Source organism: Microbacterium sp. EF45047 (assembly GCF_028472845.1).
Classification (GTDB): domain Bacteria; phylum Actinomycetota; class Actinomycetes; order Actinomycetales; family Microbacteriaceae; genus Microbacterium; species Microbacterium neungamense.
Genome location: NZ_CP069429.1, coordinates 2,138,412 through 2,159,171 on the forward strand (window position 1 = coordinate 2,138,412; position 20,760 = coordinate 2,159,171).

Below are 20,760 nucleotides of genomic sequence, written 5' to 3' on the forward strand. Positions count from 1 at the left end.
GAGGGGCCGGACCCGAAGGTCCGACCCCTCTGCGAGAAGCAGTGCTTACTTGACGATCTTCGTGACCGTGCCGGCGCCGACGGTGCGGCCACCCTCACGGATCGCGAAGCCGAGGCCCTCCTCCATGGCGATCGGCTGGATCAGCTCGACCGACATGTCGGTGGTGTCACCCGGCATGACCATCTCGGTGCCCTCGGGCAGCGTGATGACGCCGGTGACGTCGGTGGTGCGGAAGTAGAACTGCGGACGGTAGTTCGTGTAGAAGGGGTTGTGGCGGCCACCCTCGTCCTTGGAGAGGATGTACGCGGTGCCCTCGAAGTGGGTGTGCGGGGTGATCGAACCCGGCTTCACGACGACCTGGCCGCGCTCGACGTCCTCGCGCTTGGTGCCGCGGAGGAGCAGACCGCAGTTCTCGCCGGCCCACGCCTCGTCGAGCTGCTTGTGGAACATCTCGATACCGGTGACGGTCGTCTTCTGCGTCGGGCGCAGACCCACGATCTCGACCTCGGAGTTGATGGCCAGGGTGCCGCGCTCGGCACGACCGGTGACGACGGTGCCACGACCGGTGATCGTGAAGACGTCCTCGATCGGCATCAGGAACGGCTTGTCGCGGTCACGCACCGGGTCCGGGATGTTCTCGTCGACGGCCTCCATGAGGTCGACGATCGACTGCACCCACTTCTCGTCGCCCTCGAGAGCCTTCAGGCCCGAGACGCGCACGACCGGAACGTTGTCACCGTCGAAGTCGTTCTTCGACAGCTGCTCGCGGACCTCCATCTCGACGAGCTCGAGGATCTCCTCGTCCTCGACCATGTCGGCCTTGTTCAGGGCGACGAGCAGGTACGGCACGCCGACCTGCTTGGCGAGGAGGATGTGCTCCTTCGTCTGAGCCATCATGCCGTCGGTGGCGGCCACGACCAGGATCGCGCCGTCCATCTGGGCGGCACCGGTGATCATGTTCTTGATGTAGTCAGCGTGACCCGGGGCGTCGACGTGTGCGTAGTGACGCTTCGGGGTCTCGTACTCGACGTGCGAGATGTTGATGGTGATACCGCGCTGACGCTCTTCCGGAGCCGAGTCGATCGACGAGAAGTCGCGCACGACGTTGACATCCGACGGGTACTTCTCAGCAAGCACCTTCGAGATCGCTGCGGTGAGCGTGGTCTTGCCGTGGTCGACGTGACCGATCGTTCCGATGTTCACGTGCGGCTTGGTCCGCTCGAACTTGGCCTTAGCCACTGGGTCCTCCTCAGGACGGTCATGTAGCGACAGCGGGCACTGGTTTGCGACCGCTTCTCTACGGGTTAGGTTCTCAGTCTAATAGAGAGGGAAGTGTGAAGTTGTGGGGTACCGGATGCCGCGGACCGGGCGTTCGTCTCGGCCCTGCGGGCCTCGCTCGACGACCGGGCGCTGCGACGGGCTCAGCGTCCGCGGCATCCGACAGGGCTTACTCGCCCTTGGCCTTCTGGACGATCTCGTCGGCCACGGCCTTCGGGACCTCCGCGTAGCTGTCGAACTCCATCGAGTAGACCGCGCGGCCCGAGGTCTTCGAGCGCAGGTCGCCGATGTAGCCGAACATCTCCGACAGCGGCACCAGAGCGCGCACGACCTTGACGCCCTGGGCGTCCTCCATGGACTGGATCTGGCCGCGACGCGAGTTCAGGTCGCCGATGACGTCGCCCATGTACTCCTCCGGCGTACGCACCTCGACCGCCATCAGCGGCTCGAGGAGCACCGGGTTCGCACGGCGGGCGGCCTCCTTGAAGCCCATCGAGCCCGCGATCTTGAACGCCATCTCCGAGGAGTCGACGTCGTGCGCGGCACCGTCGACGAGGGTCGCCTTGACGCCCACCATCGGGTAGCCGGCCAGCACGCCGACGTTCATCGCGTCCTGGAAGCCCGCGTCCACCGACGGGATGTACTCGCGCGGCACACGGCCACCGGTCACCTCGTTGACGAACTCGTAGGTCTTGTCCGCGGTCACCTCGAGCGGCTCGATGGTGAACTGGATCTTCGCGAACTGACCCGAGCCACCGGTCTGCTTCTTGTGGGTGTAGTCGTGCTTCTCGACGGCCTTGCGGATCGTCTCGCGGTACGCCACCTGCGGCTTGCCGACGTTCGCCTCGACCTTGAACTCGCGCTTCATGCGGTCCACGAGGATGTCGAGGTGCAGCTCGCCCATGCCCTTGATGGTCGTCTGACCGGTCTCCGGGTTGAGCTCGGTGCGGAAGGTCGGGTCCTCCTCGGCGAGCTTCTGGATCGCGAGACCCAGCTTCTCCTGGTCGGCCTTGGTCTTCGGCTCGATGGCGACCTCGATCACCGGCTCCGGGAAGGTCATCGACTCCAGCACGACCGGCTGGTTGATGTCGGCGAGGGTGTCACCGGTGGTGGTGTCCTTCAGGCCGATCACGGCGTAGATGTTGCCCGCGGTGAGCTTGTCGACCGGGTTCTCCTTGTTGGCGTGCATCTGGAAGATCTTCCCGATGCGCTCCTTCTTGCCCTTGGTCGAGTTGACGACCTGAGCGCCCGACTCGAGCTCGCCCGAGTAGACGCGCACGTAGGTCAGACGACCGAAGAACGGGTGGACGGCCACCTTGAACGCCAGCGCCGCGAAGGGGTCCTTCGCGTCGGGGTGACGCTCGATGATCTTCTCCTCGTCCTTCGGGTCGTGGGCCTCGATGGCGGGGATGTCCAGCGGCGACGGCAGGTAGTCGATGACCGCGTCCAGCATCGGCTGCACACCGCGGTTCTTGAACGCGGAGCCGCACAGCACCGGGTAGATCTCGGAGGCGATCACGAGCTTGCGGATCGCGCCCTTGATCTCGGCGACGGTGAGCTCCTCGCCGCCGAAGAACTTCTCCAGAAGCTCCTCGTCCGACTCGGCGACCGTCTCCAGCAGCTGCTGACGGTACTCCTCGGCCTTGTCCTTCAGGTCGGCCGGGATGTCCTGGATCTCGTACTGGGCGCCCATGGTCACGTCGCCCTTGGCGTCGCCCGGCCACACCAGGGCGCGCATCTCGATCAGGTCGACGACGCCGACGAAGTCGTTCTCGGCGCCGATCGGCAGCTGCAGCACGAGCGGCTTCGCGCCCAGGCGGTTCACGATGGTGTCGACCGTGTAGTAGAAGTCGGCGCCCAGCTTGTCCATCTTGTTGACGAAGCAGATGCGCGGGACGTTGTACTTGTCGGCCTGACGCCACACGGTCTCGGACTGGGGCTCCACGCCCTCCTTGCCGTCGAAGACGGCGACCGCACCGTCGAGCACGCGGAGCGAGCGCTCCACCTCGACCGTGAAGTCCACGTGACCGGGGGTGTCGATGATGTTGATCTGGTTCTTGTTCCAGAAGCAGGTCACCGCGGCGGAGGTGATGGTGATGCCGCGCTCCTTCTCCTGCTCCATCCAGTCGGTCGTCGAGGCGCCGTCGTGCGTCTCGCCAAGCTTGTGGTTGACACCCGTGTAGAACAGGATGCGCTCGGTGGTGGTGGTCTTGCCGGCATCGATGTGGGCCATGATGCCGATGTTGCGGACCTTGCTCAGGTCGGTGAGCACTTCTTGTGCCACGGGGGTTCCTCCGGGATGGTTCAGGAACGAATCAGAGAGTGGGAGCGGATGCCGCGGTGGCGGCATCCGCTCTGCCCCTTACCAGCGGTAGTGGGCGAAGGCGCGGTTCGACTCGGCCATCTTGTGGGTGTCCTCGCGGCGCTTGACCGCGGCACCCAGGCCGTTCGAGGCGTCGAGGATCTCGTTCTGCAGGCGCTCGGTCATCGTCTTCTCACGACGGCCCTTCGCGTAGCTGACGAGCCAGCGCAGAGCGAGCGTGTTCGCGCGGTGCGGCTTGACCTCGACCGGAACCTGGTAGGTCGAGCCGCCGACGCGGCGGCTGCGGACCTCGAGGGTGGGGCGCACGTTGTCGAGCGCCTTCTTGAGCGTGGCGACGGCGTCCTGGCCGCTCTTGGCCTCGACGCCGCGGAGGGCGCCGTAGACGATCGACTCGGCGAGCGACTTCTTGCCGTCGACGAGGATCTTGTTCACGAGCGAGGTGACGATCGGCGCGCCGTAGACGGGGTCGTTGACGACCGGGCGCTTCGGGGCGGGACCCTTACGAGGCATCTATCTCAACCCTTCTTCGCGCCGTAGCGGGAACGAGCCTGCTTACGGTTCTTGACGGCCTGGGTGTCGAGCGCACCGCGGACGATCTTGTAGCGGACACCGGGGAGGTCCTTCACACGACCGCCGCGGACGAGCACGAGCGAGTGCTCCTGCAGGTTGTGGCCCTCGCCCGGGATGTAGGCAGTGACCTCGGTGCCGTTGCGGAGCTTCACACGGGCGACCTTGCGCATCGCCGAGTTCGGCTTCTTCGGGGTGGTGGTGTACACACGGGTGCACACGCCGGCCTGCTGCGGGTTCGACTTCAGCGCCGGAGCCTTGGTCTTCGAGACCTTAGGCGTACGGCCCTTGCGAACCAACTGCTGAATGGTTGGCACGTTCTCTCCTCATAGTGCTGCACGGTGACAGCGTGATGGATTTCACATCATGACCCACCGGCACGACGGATCCGCCGTGCTGTCAGGTGGTGGGTATGCCGTGGGGGCGAACCGGAGGTACCGGCGCCCTGCATGAGCGCACAGGCGTGCGCACACCCGATCAAGTGTAATGCGGCGTAACGGCGCCGGTCAAATGAGCGGATGCCGCGGGGCGCGATCGTCCGGCGCCGCCGCGCGGGTCCTCCCCGCGCCGCCCCGGTCCGGCCGCCCCGGCCTCACCGCTCAGGCGCGCTCGCGCCGCCGGGACGCCATGTGCAGCGCGCCGGCGAGCAGGATCAGGGTCGCCCCGCCGATGCTCAGGCCCAGCAGGGAGTCCGGGTCGGCGCCGGTGGTGGCGAGGTCGCCGAACGGCGGCGCCGGCGGCTGCTGCCCGGCCGGCGGCTGGCCGACGGGCGGCTGCGGGCCGGTCGGCGGCTGCGGACCGGTCGGCGGCTGCGGCGCGGGAGCCGGCGCCACGGTGAAGCGGCTGGCGGCGGCCGGGCCGGTCGCGCTGTTCACCGTCTGCTCGGCGGAGACCGTGTGCTCGCCGACGGCCGGGGCCGGCTCCAGGGCGAGCGACCAGGTGCCGTCCGCGCCGACGATGGCCGTGCCGGCGGCCTCGCCGTCGAGGAAGACCTCCACCACCGCGCCGGGGACGCCGGTCCCGGAGATCGCGTTCGGGGCATCCGTGGTCGACGAGCCGTCCGCCGGGCCGATGATGGCCGGGGCCGGCGGCAGCACGGTGAACGTGCTCTGCGCGGTCTGCACGTCGTCGCCCGCGGTCTGCGTGACGGTGTAGGCGACCGGGCCGTAGGGTGCCGCGACCGTCAGGGACCAGGAGCCGTCGGCGCCCACCTCGGTCGTCCCGGTGACGTCGCCGGAGAGGGCGATCGCAGCGCCGGGCTGGCCGGTGCCGGTGATGGTGACCTCGCCCGCGGGGAGCACGGCATCCGTCTCGGGTGCGGTGATCACGGGAGCGGCGATCGGCGCCTCCTCGACGGTGAGGCCGAACGGCACCGGCTCGGAGCGGTTGTACCCGCCGTCGGACACCTGCAGCACGTACTCGACGAGCCCCTCGATCACCGGAACCGGGAAGCTCCACAGCCCGGCCGCATCGATCGGGACCGGCGTAGTGATGCCGTTCAGGGTGACCAGCAGGGTGTGCCCCGCGGGGCCGGTGCCGCTCACGCTGTCGCCCGGGTGGGCCGTGGATCCGGCCTGGTGGGAGGTGACGGTCGGCTCGGCGACGTCGAGCATGATCGTGTACCCGCCGGTCCGCTCGAGGCCGCTGAGCAGGTCGGTCGCGATGGAGAAGTCGCCGATCTGGGGATCCGTGCCGCCCCCGGAGAGCACTCCGACCGCGGTCGTGCCGCGCAGGAACGCGCCGCCGGAGTCCCCGTGGTCCGACAGCGCCGTGGTCAGGAAGCCCTTGACCCAGTGGCCGGTGCCATTGGTGTCGTTGACCTCGTACCACCCGGTCTCGAGCACCTCGCCGGTGTGCTGTCCCGTGGTGCGGCCGCTGCGCAGGATCTGGTCGCCCGGCTGTGCGGTGCCGACGGCGGTGACCGGGGTGCCGGAGGCGGACAGGTCGTCGCCGGCCTCGGTGGTCCAGTCGGTCACGAACGGCTTCAGCGTGAATCCGGCGGCGGTCACGTCGATCGCCGAGATGTCGGTGCTGGCCGGGTCGTTGTTCGCACCGGACGTGCCGCCGGGGCCGCCGAACTGCGAGAACGCGAAGGTGCCGAGAATGGTGCCGCCGTCGAGCAGGCCGGGCGAGAAGGTGGGCGGGGCCGGGTAGGTCGCGGCGTCGTCCTGGCTGGGACGGGTGCGCTCCACCGTCTCGCCGGCCGTGCCGCAGTGCCCCGCGCTGATGATCGCGGGGTCGCCGTCGGGGGTCCAGGCCGAGAAGCCGAAGGAGCAGAGCGAGCCCTGCCCGGTGGCGCGGTCGATCACGGCGTAGCCGGCGCCGCCGACGACGTCGCTCGTGGCGTGCGCCGTCGCGGGTTCGCGGTCGGCGAGGACGACGTTCCCGAAGGAGTCCAGCCAGGCCTGCGTCGCGGCCTGCAGCCGGTCGACCTCGGCGGAGACGACGATCTCGCCCTCGGCGTTGCGTCCGATGCCGTTCACGGCCTCGTCGCTGGTGATGACGTCTTCGGCGAAGGAGGCGTAGGCGCTGCCTTCGGTCGGCGCGGTGTCCTCCTCCGCGGCCGCTGCCGGCCCGGCGAGCAGGGCGCCGGCGGTGGTCGCGGCGACGAGGGATGCGGGGAGCAGGCGGAGCGCCTTCTTCACGGATGTCTTCACGTTGTCCTCTGCAATGCGGCCGTGGCGGCCGATGCACCATCGGACACCCTTCGCGCCGTGCTCGGCGTCGAGCCCGGCGGTTCGCATGCTATCCGATATGCCGGAATGCACGCATCATCCTTCCGGTGAACATTTCGGAACACGACGTCCGTGATCGGCAGGCGTCGGTCGTCCCGAGCCGGGCGCGGGTCAGGGGGTGTCCGGGTCGAAGGGCGAGTCCAGCGCTTCGCTGAGCTCCGCGAGCAGAGCTTCGATCTGCGGTTCCACGTACTGCGAGATGGCGGCCTGCACGCGCAGCCGGTGACGCAGCAGGATGCCGCAGATCTCCCGGCCGATCATGTTCGCGTACTCGTCGGCCAGCGCGACCTCCTGCCGCAGCGCCGCCTTCGCCTCCTCGCTCAGCGGGGGCAGGGGCGGCAGATCTGGTGCGGACTCGTCGGCGAGCCCGGCGACGGTGAACAGGAACGGCGCCCCCGGGACCGGATCGGGATCCAGCGGCATCCCCTCGAACTCGGGATCCAGGCCCTCCGCCGGCCGGTAGCTCCGGGCCCGGTTGCGCTCGGCCTGCTGGTCGAGCTCGGCCTGGAGCATCGGCAGGTTGCGTGCCGTGTACTCGGCGACGGCGTGGTCCACGATCGCCTTGATGCGGGTGGAGAGTCCGTGCTGCACGGCGTGCGGGACGTTCGCGCCGATGCCGGCCGCGGACAGGATCGGCGAGCCCAGACAGCGCCGGCAGGGGGCGACCCGGCCGCGGTGCGTCGCCGGGGCCCAGCGCGGTACCCAGCGCAGCCACGCCTCCACGGCCTGACCGACCTGAGTGTCCAGCGACCTCTCCACGGTTACAGGGTACGACCGCGGCGCCGCCGCGGCGCGGATCCGGGCGCCTCCCGCGGGGCGCGCGGCGACGCGGCACCCTGCACCGGCTCACTCCTCATCGGCGGCACGCTCCCACGGCCAGTGCGGCGGGCGGGCGCGGGTGCGGCGCAGCGCCACGGCGATCCAGGCGGCGACCGCCGCGGCGAGCAGGAGCACCGCGCTCGGCCCGCGCAGCACGAGCTGCGAGACGGCGGCGGATGCCGGCGCGAGGCCGGAGCCGGCGACCAACGCGCTCAGCCACACCGCGGCCAGGTGCGCGAGTCCGGTCACGACGGCCACGAGCGCCACCGGCGGGTAGAGCGGATGCGGGACGCGCAGCACCGGCCAGAGCATGCCGGTGAACACGGCGACGGCCACGAACATACCGGCGATGCCTGGCCACTGGCCCAGCGCCGACACCGCGATGATGTCGATGTCGGCGAAGTAGCTCAGCATCCCGAGGCCGAGGATCGCCAGGGCGGCGAAGAGGACGGCGCCCACGGTCAGCGCCGTGACGACGGAGACCCCCGACGGCGCATCGCCGCGGGGGTCTCCGGTGGTCATTCTCGGCTCACCGGGCCAGAGTGGGCCCGGCCTCCAGCGTGCGCTCGTACTCGCGCTGCGCCTCGGCGTTCAGCTCCTTCTTGCGGGCGCCGCGGCGGGCGACCCAGGCGCCGAACCAGACGGTCAGCTCGCGCGCGAACACGAAGGCGGCGATCGCGAGCGGAGCCAGCAGCTGCTCGTTCACCAGCTCGGCCGATGCGGCCGGCCCGATCCGCCAGAACCCGGCCTGGAACAGCTGGCCGAGCAGGTGCCCGCCGTAGGCGGCCGCGGCGACGAACAGTCCGAAGATCACCCACAGCCCCCAGCGGCCGCGGTTGATGAACACCCCGAGCAGCCAGAAGGCGAGGAAGAACACGACGACCGGCACCCAGAACGACCAGGTGGTCAGCGGCGCGAGCGCGGCGTCGGCGATGTTCTCGCCGGTGACGTCGCCCTCCAGCGCACCGAGTCCGAGGATCGTGCCGAGGTAGAGCAGGGCGAAGCACAGCGTCGCGAGCAGGCCGATGCCGGCGGCGGTGCCCCGGTTGCCCAGCTCGCGCGGCGGCTCGGGGGCCTGCACGAAGATCGGCTGCGGCGCCGGGGCGACGAGCGGCTCGGCGGGCACGACGCGGGTCTCCGCGGATGTCGCCGCGCCCGCACCGTACGCGGTGTCGGCGACGGTGGGGTGCTCCGGGTCGGCGTGGTAGGTGTGCCGGGTGGTCTCGGGCTCGGCGGTCTCGGCGGCCGCGACGGCGTCGCGCTCCGCCTCCACATCGCGGCGCTCGGCCTCGACGTCGCGGCGCTCGGCGTCCACATCGTGGCGCTCGGCGTCGAGGTCGCGGCGGTCGGCTTCCAGGTCGCGACGGTCGGCGTCCTGCACGGCACGGTCGGCCGCGGCATCCGCGTCGCGCTGCTCGGCGGCGCTGAACGTGCCGGGGTGCTCGCGCTCCGCCGCCTCGAACGCGGCGAGGTCGGGGTCCACCGGGGCGACCTGGGCGTCGGGTCCGGGGACCTCGGCGCGGGCCGCCTCCGCTTCGGCCAGCCCCTCGTTGGCGCTGTCGACGACGTGGTCGACGTCGTCGTGTCGCTCGTTCTTCGGGACCTCGGGGTCGCTCATGATGGCTGCCTCTCGTGGAAGGGTGCAGTGCGAGGGTATCGCCGCGGCGGGCGCGGAACCAGGAGGCGTGCCGACGTGTCGCAGCACGCGGGCGCCACAGTCCGGCCGGGCATCCGCGGTGCGGACGGGCACCGGCGGAGTCGCGGGCCGATCAGCCGCCGAGCGTGGAGTCGAGCAGGGCGGTCAGCACGACGACGAGTCCGGGTCCGGCGGGCAGGGCGAGCCAGAGCAGGGCGGCGACGATCGCCGCGCACAGCACGCCGACGATCCAGCTGGCGACGAGGTTGCGCCCTCCGATCCGTGCCCCCATGCGCTCAGGGTACGCCCGGGCCGTCGCGTGCGGCGGCGCCGACACACGGGCGCGCCGGGTCCCGGCATCCGTCCGCGTCAGGCCCAGCCGAGCCGCGCGGCCACCGCCTGCGCCGCCCGGCTCGGGAACTCCGGCCAGCCGGGCTCGAGTTCGCGGAGCAGGCCGAACAGCATCCACGCCGCCTCCTCCTCCGGGCGGGCGAGGGCCACGGCGATCCGCGACCCCCACTCCGGGAGGTCGCGCTCGAACCGGCGCACCGGGTCGATCGTGTCGCGCAGCGCCGTGGAGCGCTCGGACAGCCGGCCGCGCACGACCCGCACCAGGTGCTGCACGGCGTGCTGACGGATGAACTGCCCGCCGTTCAGACGCTCCCCGCGGCGCACCCGGCCGACGCCGAGGAGGAGCTTGACGAGCACGAGACGGGCGTCGTTCTCCGGGTCGAAGCGGTCCGCCGCCGCGGCGCGCTCGCGCGCCCGCGCCACCAGGGCCGCGGTGGTGCCCTCGGCGTCGTCGACCACGACCGTGGCATCGCCCGCGACCGCGCCGGCGAGCTCCTCGGCATCCGAGAGCGCGAACTCGAAGACGTGCCCGTCGTCGTACACCGCGACGAACCCGATCTCGCCCTCGCGCGCGGTGAGCACGATGCGGTCCTGGTCCGGGAGCCAGGAGAGATCCGGGCGGATCTCGGGCCCTCTCCCGCTCTCGGCGAGCGCGAAGAAGTCGTGATCCGACCACTCGTCGCGCCGGAAGCGCGCCTCGTCGGATGCCGAGCCGAGCAGCACCAGCCCGCTCAGCCCGTCCCGGGCGCGGACGCCGTCCGCGAGGCCGCGGCTGAGCTCCTCGTACCGTTCCGGGGTCGTCATGGCCGCGCTCCCCCGGCATCCGTGAACGCGGCAGCATCCGTGCGCGTGCCCGCATCCGCGCCCGCGCCGGCATCCGTGCGCGTGCCGGCTTCCGCGCCCGCGTCGGCATCCGTCCCTGCGGCGGGGACGCGCACGCCGGGCAGGCGCCACGCGGCGAACGCGGGCCCCTCGGCGGCGAGCGCGACGGCGCCGTCGGATGCGACGGCCAGCGTCGCCTCGCCGAACAGCGCCTCCGCCTCCGCCGCCCCGGGCAGCGCGCCCGGGGCGAGCTCGGCGTCCACGCGCCCGCGGGTGGCGAGCACGAGCACCGACTCCTCGGCCGACTCGCGCACGAACACCATGGCGTCGTCGTCGACGTGCAGCCACCGCAGACCGCCGGTCCCGAGCGCCGGGTGCGCACGACGCAGCCCCACGAGCTCGCGGTACAGCGCGAGCCGCTCGGCCACATCGGGCTGCGACTCGGTGCCCCACGGGATCGGCGTGCGGCTGGTCTCGCCGTCCACCCCGGTCAGCCCGAACTCGTCCCCGGCGAACACCACCGGCAGCCCGGGCAGCGTCATCGACAGCCCGACCGCGACCGGGATCGTGCCGGGTGCCGCGTTGGTGGCGAAGCGGGCGGTGTCGTGGGTGTCCAGCGGCTGCATGTTCCCCAGCCGCACCCGCCACGGGATGCCGCCGGTGAAGCGCGTGATCGATGCGACCACGTCGCGGGCGGTGTACCGCGGGATGCCGCCGGTGCGCATGCCGAAGAACCACGGCTCCGTGAGCTCCTCGCCCTCGGCGTTCCGGTACGGCGCACCGGTGGGCTCGCTCAGCCACGCCCACACCGGCCGGGTGAAGGACGGGTAGGTCATCGCGCCGTGCCAGCCGTCGCCCTGCAGGTCGCTGGTCGCGTCGTTCGTGGACTCGCCGAGCAGGATGGCGTCGGGGTTGATCCGACGCACCGTCTCGCGCAGCAGCCGGCGCACCTCGTCGTTCAGGTCGACCGCGCCGAGCCGGCCGGTCATGTTCGCCACGTCCACCCGCCAGCCGTCGGCGTTGTACGGCGGCTTCAGCCATTTCGCGACGACCGAGTCCTCGCCGGTGATGAAGCGGCGGCGCAGCTCCTCGCTGGACCAGTCGAACTTCGGCAGGCTCGGCGTACCCAGCCAGCACTCGTACGCCGTGTTGCCCTCGTCGGTGAAGTAGTAGAAGGACTCCTCCGGGGCGCCGGGGTTGCCGTAGGCGGCGCGGAACCACTCGTGCCGGTCGCCGGAGTGGTTGCTGGTGAGATCGCCGATGACGCGGATGCCGCGCGCGTGCGCCTCCTCGATGAGCCGGACGTAGGCCTCGTCGCCGCCGAGCAGCGGGTCGACGCTGTCGAAGCTGGACGCGTCGTAGCGGTGGTTGGAGGCGGCGGGGAAGATCGGGGTGAGGTAGAGCAGGTTGACGCCGAGCTCCACGAGGTGGTCGAGGTGCTCGACGATCCCGGGCAGGTCGCCGCCGTAGAACTGGTGGGCGCGGCCCGGCATCACCGGGTCGACCGGGGTGTCCCAGGAGGCCGGGATGGCCCAGTCCGGCACCGGGTGCTCGTCGGCCTGGGCGGAGCGGGCGAAGCGGTCGGGGAACACCTGGTACATCACCGACTCGTGCATCCAGGCCGGCGGCGCCTCGTTCGCGACCAGGGCGAAGTCCTCGGCGTCCAGGGTCTCCAGCCGGTGCAGGCCGGTCTGGTTCAGCCACTCCACTGTGCCGTCCTCGTGCTGCAGCACGAAGCGGTAGCCGTGCCGCGGGTTGCGCACGGTGATCGGCGCCTCCCACCACTCCCAGCCGTCGGTCTCGCCGAGGCGACGGGCATCCGTCCACTCGGGCTCGTGGTCGGGGTTGGACCGGGTGCGCACCGCGCGCAGCGGGCCGTACCCGGCGGGGACGCGCAGGCGGACGGTGACGACGTCGCCGAGCGCCGGGGCGTCGTCGGACACGTACAGCGGGGAGCCGTCGTGGTGCGGGAGGAGAACGGTCATGTCAGGGCCTTCCTGTGGATGCGGCGGCAACCCGCCGTGGATGCGACGTGGTTGCACGGCCGGATGCCGTGACAGAGCCCTTCGGTTGTGTTCGTGAGGAGGATACCGGCCGACGGCCGATGCCCCCACTCGTCTGGTCGTCTACTTGACGCTGCCGGCGGTGAGCCCGCCGACGATGTAGCGCTGCAGCGCCAGGAACAGCGCCACCGGCAGGATCGCGGCGAGCACGGCGCCGGCGGCGAACACGCTCCAGTTCTTCGAGAACTCGTCGGAGACGAAGCGGTACAGGCCCACCGCCAGGGTCTGCTTGTCGGGGTCGACGAGGATGACGCTGGCGAGCACGAACTCGCTGCAGGTGCCGATGAAGCTGAGCAGCCCGACCACGGCGAGGATCGGCGCGACCAGTCGAAGGATGATGGTGAAGAAGATGCGGGCGTGCCCGGCGCCGTCGATCTTCGCGGCCTCGTCGATGGATGCCGGGACGGTGTTGAAGAACCCGTACATGAGGTAGGTGTTCGCCCCGAGCGCGCCGCCCAGGTACACCATGATGAGCCCGATCTGCGTGTTCAGCCCGATCGCCGGGAAGATGTCGCTGATGGTCACCATGAGCAGGAAGATCGCGACCATCGCCAGCATCTGCGGGAACATCTGCACGACGAGCAGAGCGGTCAGGCTGAACCGGCGGCCGGTGAAGCGCATCCGCGAGAAGCAGTACGCCGCGAGCGCGCCCAGCAGCACCGTGAAGAACGCGGTGACCAGGCCGATCACGAGCGTGTTCACGAACCACGCCCCGTACGGGTGGGTCTCGTTCTGGAACAGGGTGAGGTAGCTCTCCAGGCTCACCCTGCTGAACAGCGAGTTCGCGGTGAGCAGGGTGCCGCCCGGGTTGAGCGAGGCGCTGAACACGTACAGCAGCGGGAACAGGGCGAACACCGTCGCCAGCACCCCCACGATGTGGCGCCAGCCGGTCTCCCGGAAGTACTTGCGGAACGGGCGGCGGGGCTCGCGGCCCTCGCCGCGCACCCCGGCCTCGGCCGTGACGATCGCGCCCGTGGAGGGCGCCGCGGTCTGCGTGGTCATGTCAGTTCAGATCCTCCAGGGCCTTGGTGCGCCGGAACGCGAGGACCGAGATGGTCGCGACGAGGATGAAGATGATGATCGAGAAGGCGCTGGCCAGACCGTAGTCGGCGCTGGATCCGACGAAGGCGACCTTGTACACCATGGTGATGAGGATGTCCGTGGCGCCCACGTTCACGCCCGCGGTGACGTCGCGCGGACCGCCGCCGGTGAGCATGTAGATCAGGCTGAAGTTGTTGAAGTTGAAGGCGAACGAGGAGATCAGCAGCGGGGCGACCGCCACCAGCAGCAACGGCAGCTTGATCGAGCGGAACACCTGCCAGGCGCTCGCGCCGTCGACGCGCGCGGCCTCCTGCACGTCCTCGGGGATCGACTGCAGCGCGCCCGTGCAGATGAGGAACATGTACGGGAAGCCGAGCCACAGGTTGACCAGGATGATGCTGGCCTTGGCCAGCCACTCGTTGGTGAGCCACGGGATGTCGGCGCCGCCGAAGAGGACGACGTTGAGGAACCCGAACTCCTGGTTCATCATGCCCGCCCAGACCAGCGCCGAGAGGAAGCCGGGGAAGGCGTAGGGCAGGATCATCAGCACCCGGTAGTACTTCTTCGACTTCATCCGCGGGTCGTTGAACACGATCGCCAGGAACAGGCCGAGGGCGAAGCAGGTGAGCACGGACAGCAGCGCGAACGCGAAGGTCCAGACCAGGACGGACAGGAACGGGCCGCGGATCGACTCCTCGGCGAAGGCGCGGGTGAAGTTGTCGAAGCCGACGACGATCTGCCATCCGGGCTTGAGCTCGGTGCCGTCCTCGGCGGTGAACGCGCCGGTGCCGATGTCGGAGTACACCACGCCGGTGCGGGTATCGGTCATGGTGCCGGCGGCCTCGTCGTACACCAGCGTCGAGGTGTACACGTAGGCGATGGAGCCGTCCGGCGTACGCAGCGCGCCGTCGTTCGGGTCGTCGCTGAGCGGCACCGCCATCTCGGAGATGCGCTCCTGGTTGGCGACGATGTCGGCGAACTCGAGCGTGGTGTAGCCGTCGAGGGCGACGGCCTTGCCGCCGCGCATCTCGGCGTCGTCGACCTCCTCGAGGGGGCGGTCCTCACCGCCGATGAGGACCTCTCCGTCGGGATCGGTGACGAGGAAGGAGAGCTCGCCGAGCTGGTCGAGGATCGTCAGCTCGTACTCGGGCGAGTCGGGCACCCGCTCCTGAGCGGAGAGCATGAGCGCGTTGACGGCGCTCTCCTTGGTGCTGTTGTGACCGGTGCCGTAGTTCGTGAATGCGACGTACCCGGTGTACAGCGCGGCGAACACCTGGAACACGAACAGGAAGACGAGCCCCGGCATCAGGTACTTCGCGGGCAGCCGGCCTCGTCCGGAGTAGATCCAGACGGCGAGCAGCGCCGCCGCGACGACGAGCACCGCGGGCACCCACTGGTCCATGCGGATGAGCACCAGGGCGGCGTAGACCGCGAGCGCCAGGATGAGCCCGAGCACCACGATCTTCAGCAGGATGAGGCCCCAGCCGCCGCCGGCGGCCTCGGCGATGCGGGCGGCCCGGCGCTGTCGGGGTGTGGCGGGGGCGTCGGACCGGGCGTCCTGATCCTCGGTGATCGTCATCGGGTGTCCTCGTGGGCGTGCGCGGATTCGGGTGGTGGAGGGGCGGGGCGGCCGATGCCGCCCCGCCCCGTGCGCTCACTTGCTGATCGCGGCCTGCACGTCGGCGGCCATCTTCTCCCACAGGGCGACCGGGTCGCCGCCGGTGCCGTTGATGATCGCGGCCTCGGTCACGCCCCAGTACTGCCACACGGCGCCCATCTCGGGGATGCTGGGCATCGGGACGGCGTCCGCTCCGACGGCGCCGAATCCGGCGGTGAGGGGGTCGCTCTCGACGGCGGCCTCGAAGGCGGCGGTCAGCGCGGGGGCGCGTCCACCCACCTCGTAGAGGGCCGTCTGCACCTCTTCCGAGCCGATGTAGTTGAGGAGGAACTCGCTGGCGGCCAGCTTGTTCTTGCTCTCCGAGCTCAGGAAGAAGCCCTGCACACCGGCGAACGGCTGCGCCGGCTGACCGCCGGCGGACGGGATCGGGTCGACGACGACGTTCAGACCGGCCTCCGTCGCGGACGGAGCGTTCCACGGCCCGGTGAGGAAGAACGGCGCCTTGCCGGCGTTGAAGTTCTCCCTCGCGAGATCGCCGGTGATGTTCGTGTTCAGGATGCCGGCCTTGCCCTGTTCGCCGAGCCAGGTGGCGAACGCCTTGCCGCCGTCGTTGCCGATCTGCAGGTCCTCGGCGTTGTAGCTGCCGTCGGCCTTGGTGCCGAACACGGGAGCGCCGAAGGAGGTCTGGAAGGGGTACAGGTGGTACGGGTCGGCGGCCTCGGGGTCGAGACCGACCAGGAACGCGTACTCGGTGCCGGCGGCCTTGCCCTTGGCGATCATGTCGTCGTAGGAGGTGGGCGCCTCGGGCACGAGGTCGGCGTTGCGAAGCAGGCCGATGTTCTCGATCGCGTAGGGGACGCCGTACACCTGGCCGTCGTAGCTGAACGCGTCGACCGCGACCTTCTCGAACTCGCCGGCGCGGTCGCCGAGCTCGACCGGGGCGACGACGCCGTTGTCGACGAGCACGCCGAGCCAGTCGTGCGCGCCGACGGCCACGTCCGGACCCTTGCCGGTCGGGACCTGCTGGACGAACTGGTCGCGGATGTCGCCGAACTCCTTCTGGACGAGCTTGACCTCGACGCCGGTGTCGGCGGTGAAGTCCTTGGCGGCGTCCTTCAGGACGCCCGCGCGGTCTGCGTCGACCCAGACCGTGATCGCGCCCGCGTCGCCCTTGTCGTCCGCGTCGCCGCCGGTGGAGCCGGCACCGCAGCCGGTCAGCGCCAGGGCGGAGACGGACGCGATGGCGCCGAACACGAGGATGCTCCTCTTGGTCACCTTCATTGGTGTGTGCCTCTCTCGATGCGTGGGGGCCTGCCCGATATGCAAGCGCTTACAGTATGCCCTGCGACGCGGCATCCGCGCAACGCCCGCTTTCGGGCGTTATCGAGCTGAGATATGGCCTCTGGCGCACGTTCCTCGCGAACGCAGGTGCAAGCGCTTTCAAGACGGATGCCGGGCGGTTCGGGCTGCGCGACTGCGCCGCATCCGCTCCCCGACGGCGCCGCGCCCGCGCGTGCGGTCGCAGCGCTCGATACACTGCCTGTATGGCTGACAGCTCCTTCGACATCGTCTCCAAGGTCGACCGCCAGGAGGCGGACAACGCGCTCAACCAGGCCCGCAAGGAGGTCGAGCAGCGCTACGACTTCAAGGGCACCGGCGCATCCATCGCGTGGAGCGGCGAGCAGATCGTGATCACCGCCAACTCGGAGGAGCGGGCCAAGGCCGTGCTGGATGTCTTCCAGTCGAAGCTGATCAAGCGCGGCATCTCCCTGAAGAGCCTCGACTCCGGCGAGCCGGTCGCCAGCGGCAAGGAGTTCCGCATCGTCTCGAGCCTGAAGAACGGCATCTCGAGCGAGAACGCGAAGAAGATCGGCAAGATCATCCGCGACGAGGGTCCGAAGTCGGTGAAGTCGCAGATCCAGGGCGACGAGCTGCGCGTGCAGTCCAAGAGCCGCGACGACCTGCAGGAGGTCATCCGCCTCCTCAAGGCCGCCGACCTCGACATCGACCTGCAGTTCGTCAACTACCGCTGAACCCGCGCACCCCGGCCGGCGACCCACCGCTGCGCGCGGCACTTGACCGGGCGCCCCGCCGTCGGCGGGCTGATCCCGCGCCGCCGGAGCGGCCATAGCGCCGATATGCCGTTGTGATCTAGTGTGCTCACAAGGCCTCGTATCCCGAGGGCCTTGGGACGTTCCCTGGGGAGGGACGCTCGGATGGATGCCGCTGGGGAGGGTGTTCAGCATGGATGGGGATTGGTCGGGGTTGATCCCGCCGTCGAAACGGCTGCTGGCCGAAGAGGTGTTCCTGGAGATCGGCTCGGCGATCGTCGACGGCCGCATCCCGGCGGGCACCCGCCTGCGCGACGCCGACCTCGCGGCGCAGTACAACGTGTCGCGGACGCCGGTCCGGGAGGCGCTGCAGCGCCTGGAGCGGATCGGCCTGGTCGAGATGGCGCCGAGCCGGTTCACGCGCGTCACCGAGCCGACGCCCGAGGCCATCGACGACGCGCGCGAGTACGCCGGGTATCAGACCGGCATCGTCTGCGCGATGGCGGTGGGCCGGATGTCGGCCGCGGAGCGGGCGCACGCCCGGCGCATCATCGAGCGCATCCGCGCGGCAGGCGCCGACGCCGAAGCCTCGTCGAAGGCGCGATGGGAGCTGTTCGAGCATCTCGGGCGCTGTTCCGGCAACCGCATCCAGCGCGAGCTCACCGCGGAGTCGAGCATGGCCCTGCTGCGCCACCTGCGCCTGTGGCGTCCGACCGCCGAGCAACGGGCGATGGCCGAGGAGGGCCTCGACGCTCTCGAGGAGGCCATCCTCGACGGCGACGCCGCGGCGGCCGAGCAGGCGGCGCGCCTCATGTACGGCGTGCGCGGTGCGGAGGACGCGGCGAGCGAGGCATCCGACGCCGCGGACCCGGCGGAGCGCACCGGCTGAGCCGACGCGCGGGGCCGCCGGATCGGCTCAGGCCACCGGCATCCGCTCCGCCTCGGCCTGCGGCGCCTCCGTCGCCGGCGGGCGCACGTGGCGCGCGGCGTTCCATCCGGTGACCCAGCGCTCCAGCCGGAAGTACGCCTCGTTCCGCGCCTCCCGCCGGGAGAGGAACACGTCGTGCAGCGCACCGTCGATCCGCTCCACGGTGACGGACGACCCGAGTCTGAGCGCGGCGCGCGCGATGTCGTCGACGACGAGCACGCTGTCGGCGCGGGTGAGCTCCTCAGACCAGCGCGTCGGGATCGCCGTGCGCTCCGACAGCAGCACGCACACCGGCACACGGATGCCGAGGCCCGCGGAGACCCTCGCGTGCCCGGCGAGGATCGCATGCAGCCAGGCCGCGTGCACGGTCATCGTCAGCTCGGGGCGCCATTCGGGGTTGATGTCCATCGGGTCGTCCGGGTCGGCCACCTCGCGCTGCGCCCGCGTGTAGAAGCCGAGGTCGACCTGCGGCGCCGCGTCACGGGGCCAGAACCGTGCGCTCAGCTCGATCATCGGAGCGATCGCGGGGCGCGCGGCGCCGAGCTGGAACTCGAGCCACGGCGCGTTCAGGATCACCGCGGACGCGGCATCCGGATGCCGTGCCGCCCACAGACTGAGGATGAGCCCGCCCGTGGAATGACCGAAGAGCACGAGCCGGCGGGACGGGGCATCCGACATCGCGGCGAGCGCCGCGGCGATGTCCTCGTCGTAGGCGTCGAGGTTGGTGATGTAGCCGGGCGTCTGCCCGGGGCGCAGGCTGCGGCCGTACTTGCGCAGGTCGAGCGCGAAGAAGCGGGCGCCGCGCGAGGTCCAGAACCGGGCCAGCCGACGCTGGAAGAAGTAGTCCGACCAGCCGTGCACGTAGAGCACGTCGACATCGGCCAGGGGCCGCGTGTCCTGGCCGAAGCGCCACCACGGCACGGCATCCGGCAGCGCGCGGACGAGGGTCGCGACGACCGGCCCTTCCTCGTCGTCGCCGAGCGTCAGCGTCTGCTGCTCGAACCCGTCGCCGAGGACGTCCGCTACCCACTCCCCCATGACGCCACCCTACCCATCCCCTCCCGTCTGTTTGTGCCGTTCTGCTGCTTCAGCGGCGCTGAAGCAGCAGAACGGCACAAACAGACGCTGGGGGACGGCGAGGGGCGCCGGGGTCACTCGCCGCGGGAGATGCGGACCATCTCGTCGCGGGGGACGACCTTGATGCGGGCGCGGCCCTGCGGGGCGCCGAGGGAGATCTCGTGCTCGTCCAGGCGGTGCCAGCCCTCGAGGTCGGTCCACTGCACGCCGCGGGACGCCAGCAGCGCAGGGATCGCCTCCTCCGACGGGTCCTCCGGACGCCACCACGACCCCTGGTCGTTGATGACGTGCCGCACGGTCTCCATGGCATCCGACTTCGTGTGCCCGATGAGGCCGACCGGACCGCGCTTGATCCAGCCGGTCGCGTACACGCCGGGCACCGGCTGGTTCGACTTCGCCTCGAGCACCTGACCCTCGCGGTTCGGGATCACCCCGTGCTTCTTGTCGAAGGGCACGCCCGGCAGCGGCGAGCCGAAGTAGCCCACCGCGCGGTAGAGCGCCTGCATCGGCACCTCGCGGAACTCGCCGGTGCCGACCGCTCCTCCCTGCCCGTCCGGCCGGGTCCGCTCGTACACCAGGGCGGCGACGCGTCCGTTCTCGTCCGTCTTCACCTCGACCGGCTTGGCCCAGAAGTGGAAGTGCAGCCGCCGGGATGCCGTGCCGCCGGCGTTGTTGACCGAGTCGCGCTTGCGCCACGACTGCAGCACGCGGTCGATCACCATCACCTGCTTGTTGCTGGCCACGGCATCCTTCGACGCCTCGTCGTAGTCGAAGTCCTCGTCGTACACGACCATGTCCACGTCGCGCAGCTCGCCGAGCTCGCGCAGCTCCAGCGGGGTGAACTTCACCTGCGCCGGCCCGCGACGCCCGAAGACGTGCACGTCCTTCACCTTGCTCGCCTTGAGCCCCTGGTACACGTTGTCCGGCACCTCGGTGACCAGCAGGTCCTCGGCGTGCTTGGCCAGCATCCGGGAGACGTCGAGGGCCACGTTGCCGTTGCCGATCACGCCGACCGACTCGGCATCCAGCGACCACTCCCGCGGCACGTCCGGATGCCCGTCGAACCAGCTGACGTAGTCGGCGGCGCCGTACGAGCCGATCGCGTCGATGCCCGGGATGTCGAGGCTCGCGTCGCGGATCGCGCCGGTGGCGAAGATGACCGCATTGTAGTGGCGCTTCAGGTCGTCGAGGGTGATGTCCTCGCCGAAGCGGACGTTGCCGAAGATGCGGATGTCACCGCGGTCGAGCACGTCGCGCAGGGCGGTGATGATGCCCTTGATGCGCGGGTGGTCGGGGGCCACGCCGTAGCGGACCAGGCCGTAGGGGGCGGGGAGCTGCTCGAACAGGTCGATGGACACGTCGAACTTGCGCTCCGCCTTGAGCAGGATGTCGGCGGCGTAGATGCCGGCCGGTCCCGCCCCGACGATGGCCAGCCTGAGCTTGGTCATTGG

Annotated in this window: 18 protein-coding genes; 2 read left to right on the forward strand and 16 right to left on the reverse strand. The window is 70.5% G+C overall.

Features of this window, described 5'->3' with window-relative positions:
• Positions 1 to 45: 45 nt before the first annotated feature.
• From tuf to JRG78_RS10565, 14 genes are all read right to left on the reverse strand, one after another.
• The gene (tuf, locus tag JRG78_RS10500) at positions 46 to 1,239 is read right to left on the reverse strand and encodes an elongation factor Tu (RefSeq protein ID WP_259606612.1); all 1,194 of its coding nucleotides are present in this window, start codon (positions 1,237 to 1,239) and stop codon (positions 46 to 48) included.
• Between the two features lie 208 nt (positions 1,240 to 1,447).
• Positions 1,448 to 3,562 (reverse strand): elongation factor G, encoded by a 2,115-nt coding sequence (gene fusA, locus JRG78_RS10505; protein ID WP_259606613.1) that lies wholly within the window; start codon positions 3,560 to 3,562, stop codon positions 1,448 to 1,450.
• A gap of 78 nt (positions 3,563 to 3,640) precedes the next feature.
• A complete protein-coding gene (gene rpsG / locus JRG78_RS10510; RefSeq protein WP_179410053.1) occupies positions 3,641 to 4,111 on the reverse strand; it encodes a 30S ribosomal protein S7 in 471 nt (156 codons plus the stop codon).
• Positions 4,112 to 4,116: 5 nt separating this feature from the next.
• Positions 4,117 to 4,485, reverse strand: a complete 369-nt coding sequence (rpsL, locus tag JRG78_RS10515; protein ID WP_029145644.1) for a 30S ribosomal protein S12 — start codon at positions 4,483 to 4,485, stop codon at positions 4,117 to 4,119.
• 282 nt (positions 4,486 to 4,767) lie between these two features.
• Complete coding sequence (locus tag JRG78_RS10520) at positions 4,768 to 6,912, reverse strand: S1 family peptidase (RefSeq protein ID WP_272653365.1); 2,145 nt, start codon at positions 6,910 to 6,912, stop codon at positions 4,768 to 4,770.
• Between the two features lie 102 nt (positions 6,913 to 7,014).
• Positions 7,015 to 7,662: a spermidine/putrescine ABC transporter substrate-binding protein gene (locus JRG78_RS10525; protein WP_272653366.1), complete on the reverse strand. Its 648-nt coding sequence runs from the start codon at positions 7,660 to 7,662 to the stop codon at positions 7,015 to 7,017.
• An 87-nt stretch (positions 7,663 to 7,749) separates the two neighbouring features.
• Positions 7,750 to 8,244 (reverse strand): hypothetical protein, encoded by a 495-nt coding sequence (locus JRG78_RS10530; protein WP_259606616.1) that lies wholly within the window; start codon positions 8,242 to 8,244, stop codon positions 7,750 to 7,752.
• Between the two features lie 7 nt (positions 8,245 to 8,251).
• Positions 8,252 to 9,340, reverse strand: a complete 1,089-nt coding sequence (locus JRG78_RS10535) for an ABC transporter (protein WP_259606617.1) — start codon at positions 9,338 to 9,340, stop codon at positions 8,252 to 8,254.
• A 151-nt stretch (positions 9,341 to 9,491) separates the two neighbouring features.
• On the reverse strand, positions 9,492 to 9,650 hold the full coding sequence (locus JRG78_RS10540; RefSeq protein WP_259606618.1) for a hypothetical protein: 159 nt from the start codon (positions 9,648 to 9,650) through the stop codon (positions 9,492 to 9,494).
• Between the two features lie 77 nt (positions 9,651 to 9,727).
• Positions 9,728 to 10,513, reverse strand: a complete 786-nt coding sequence (locus tag JRG78_RS10545; RefSeq protein ID WP_259606619.1) for a hypothetical protein — start codon at positions 10,511 to 10,513, stop codon at positions 9,728 to 9,730.
• The gene (locus JRG78_RS10550; protein ID WP_259606620.1) at positions 10,510 to 12,516 is read right to left on the reverse strand and encodes a glycoside hydrolase family 13 protein; all 2,007 of its coding nucleotides are present in this window, start codon (positions 12,514 to 12,516) and stop codon (positions 10,510 to 10,512) included. Before JRG78_RS10550 ends, JRG78_RS10545 begins: the two co-directional genes overlap by 4 nt.
• 141 nt (positions 12,517 to 12,657) lie before the next feature.
• Positions 12,658 to 13,596: a sugar ABC transporter permease gene (locus JRG78_RS10555; protein ID WP_259606621.1), complete on the reverse strand. Its 939-nt coding sequence runs from the start codon at positions 13,594 to 13,596 to the stop codon at positions 12,658 to 12,660.
• A 1-nt stretch (position 13,597) separates the two neighbouring features.
• Complete coding sequence (locus JRG78_RS10560; protein WP_272653367.1) at positions 13,598 to 15,214, reverse strand: ABC transporter permease subunit; 1,617 nt, start codon at positions 15,212 to 15,214, stop codon at positions 13,598 to 13,600.
• A gap of 75 nt (positions 15,215 to 15,289) precedes the next feature.
• A complete protein-coding gene (locus JRG78_RS10565) occupies positions 15,290 to 16,534 on the reverse strand; it encodes a sugar ABC transporter substrate-binding protein (RefSeq protein WP_259606623.1) in 1,245 nt (414 codons plus the stop codon).
• 263 nt (positions 16,535 to 16,797) lie between these two features.
• On the opposite strand from JRG78_RS10565, the gene JRG78_RS10570 reads away from it, so the two are divergent.
• Together JRG78_RS10570 and JRG78_RS10575 are read left to right on the forward strand one after the other, a co-directional pair.
• Positions 16,798 to 17,286 (forward strand): YajQ family cyclic di-GMP-binding protein, encoded by a 489-nt coding sequence (locus JRG78_RS10570; RefSeq protein WP_259606624.1) that lies wholly within the window; start codon positions 16,798 to 16,800, stop codon positions 17,284 to 17,286.
• 232 nt (positions 17,287 to 17,518) lie between these two features.
• Positions 17,519 to 18,193, forward strand: coding sequence for a GntR family transcriptional regulator (locus JRG78_RS10575; protein ID WP_272653368.1), 675 nt, complete (start codon positions 17,519 to 17,521; stop codon positions 18,191 to 18,193).
• Between the two features lie 27 nt (positions 18,194 to 18,220).
• Here the strand turns inward: JRG78_RS10575 and JRG78_RS10580 are convergent, their stop codons facing one another.
• Both JRG78_RS10580 and JRG78_RS10585 read right to left on the reverse strand, forming a co-directional pair.
• Entirely contained in the window at positions 18,221 to 19,270 is a 1,050-nt protein-coding gene (locus JRG78_RS10580; protein WP_259606626.1) for an alpha/beta hydrolase, read from the reverse strand.
• Positions 19,271 to 19,383: 113 nt separating this feature from the next.
• Positions 19,384 to 20,757 carry an FAD-dependent oxidoreductase gene (locus tag JRG78_RS10585; RefSeq protein ID WP_259606627.1) on the reverse strand — a complete coding sequence of 458 codons (1,374 nt, stop codon included), beginning with the start codon at positions 20,755 to 20,757 and terminating at the stop codon, positions 19,384 to 19,386.
• Positions 20,758 to 20,760 lie beyond the last annotated feature (3 nt).

Bases quoted from the DNA above. Each gene is read 5' to 3' on its own strand.
- JRG78_RS10540 (WP_259606618.1), bottom strand. From the start codon at position 9,650: ATGGGGGCACGGATCGGAGGGCGCAACCTCGTCGCCAGCTGGATCGTC.
- JRG78_RS10530 (WP_259606616.1), bottom strand. From the start codon at position 8,244: ATGACCACCGGAGACCCCCGCGGCGATGCGCCGTCGGGGGTCTCCGTC.
- JRG78_RS10550 (WP_259606620.1), bottom strand. From the start codon at position 12,516: ATGACCGTTCTCCTCCCGCACCACGACGGCTCCCCGCTGTACGTGTCC.
- JRG78_RS10565 (WP_259606623.1), bottom strand. From the start codon at position 16,534: ATGAAGGTGACCAAGAGGAGCATCCTCGTGTTCGGCGCCATCGCGTCC.
- JRG78_RS10535 (WP_259606617.1), bottom strand. From the start codon at position 9,340: ATGAGCGACCCCGAGGTCCCGAAGAACGAGCGACACGACGACGTCGAC.
- JRG78_RS10570 (WP_259606624.1), top strand. From the start codon at position 16,798: ATGGCTGACAGCTCCTTCGACATCGTCTCCAAGGTCGACCGCCAGGAG.
- JRG78_RS10520 (WP_272653365.1), bottom strand. From the start codon at position 6,912: ATGCGAACCGCCGGGCTCGACGCCGAGCACGGCGCGAAGGGTGTCCGA.
- rpsG (WP_179410053.1), bottom strand. From the start codon at position 4,111: ATGCCTCGTAAGGGTCCCGCCCCGAAGCGCCCGGTCGTCAACGACCCC.
- JRG78_RS10585 (WP_259606627.1), bottom strand. From the start codon at position 20,757: ATGACCAAGCTCAGGCTGGCCATCGTCGGGGCGGGACCGGCCGGCATC.
- JRG78_RS10545 (WP_259606619.1), bottom strand. From the start codon at position 10,513: ATGACGACCCCGGAACGGTACGAGGAGCTCAGCCGCGGCCTCGCGGAC.
- JRG78_RS10580 (WP_259606626.1), bottom strand. From the start codon at position 19,270: ATGGGGGAGTGGGTAGCGGACGTCCTCGGCGACGGGTTCGAGCAGCAG.
- JRG78_RS10560 (WP_272653367.1), bottom strand. From the start codon at position 15,214: ATGACGATCACCGAGGATCAGGACGCCCGGTCCGACGCCCCCGCCACA.
- JRG78_RS10555 (WP_259606621.1), bottom strand. From the start codon at position 13,596: ATGACCACGCAGACCGCGGCGCCCTCCACGGGCGCGATCGTCACGGCC.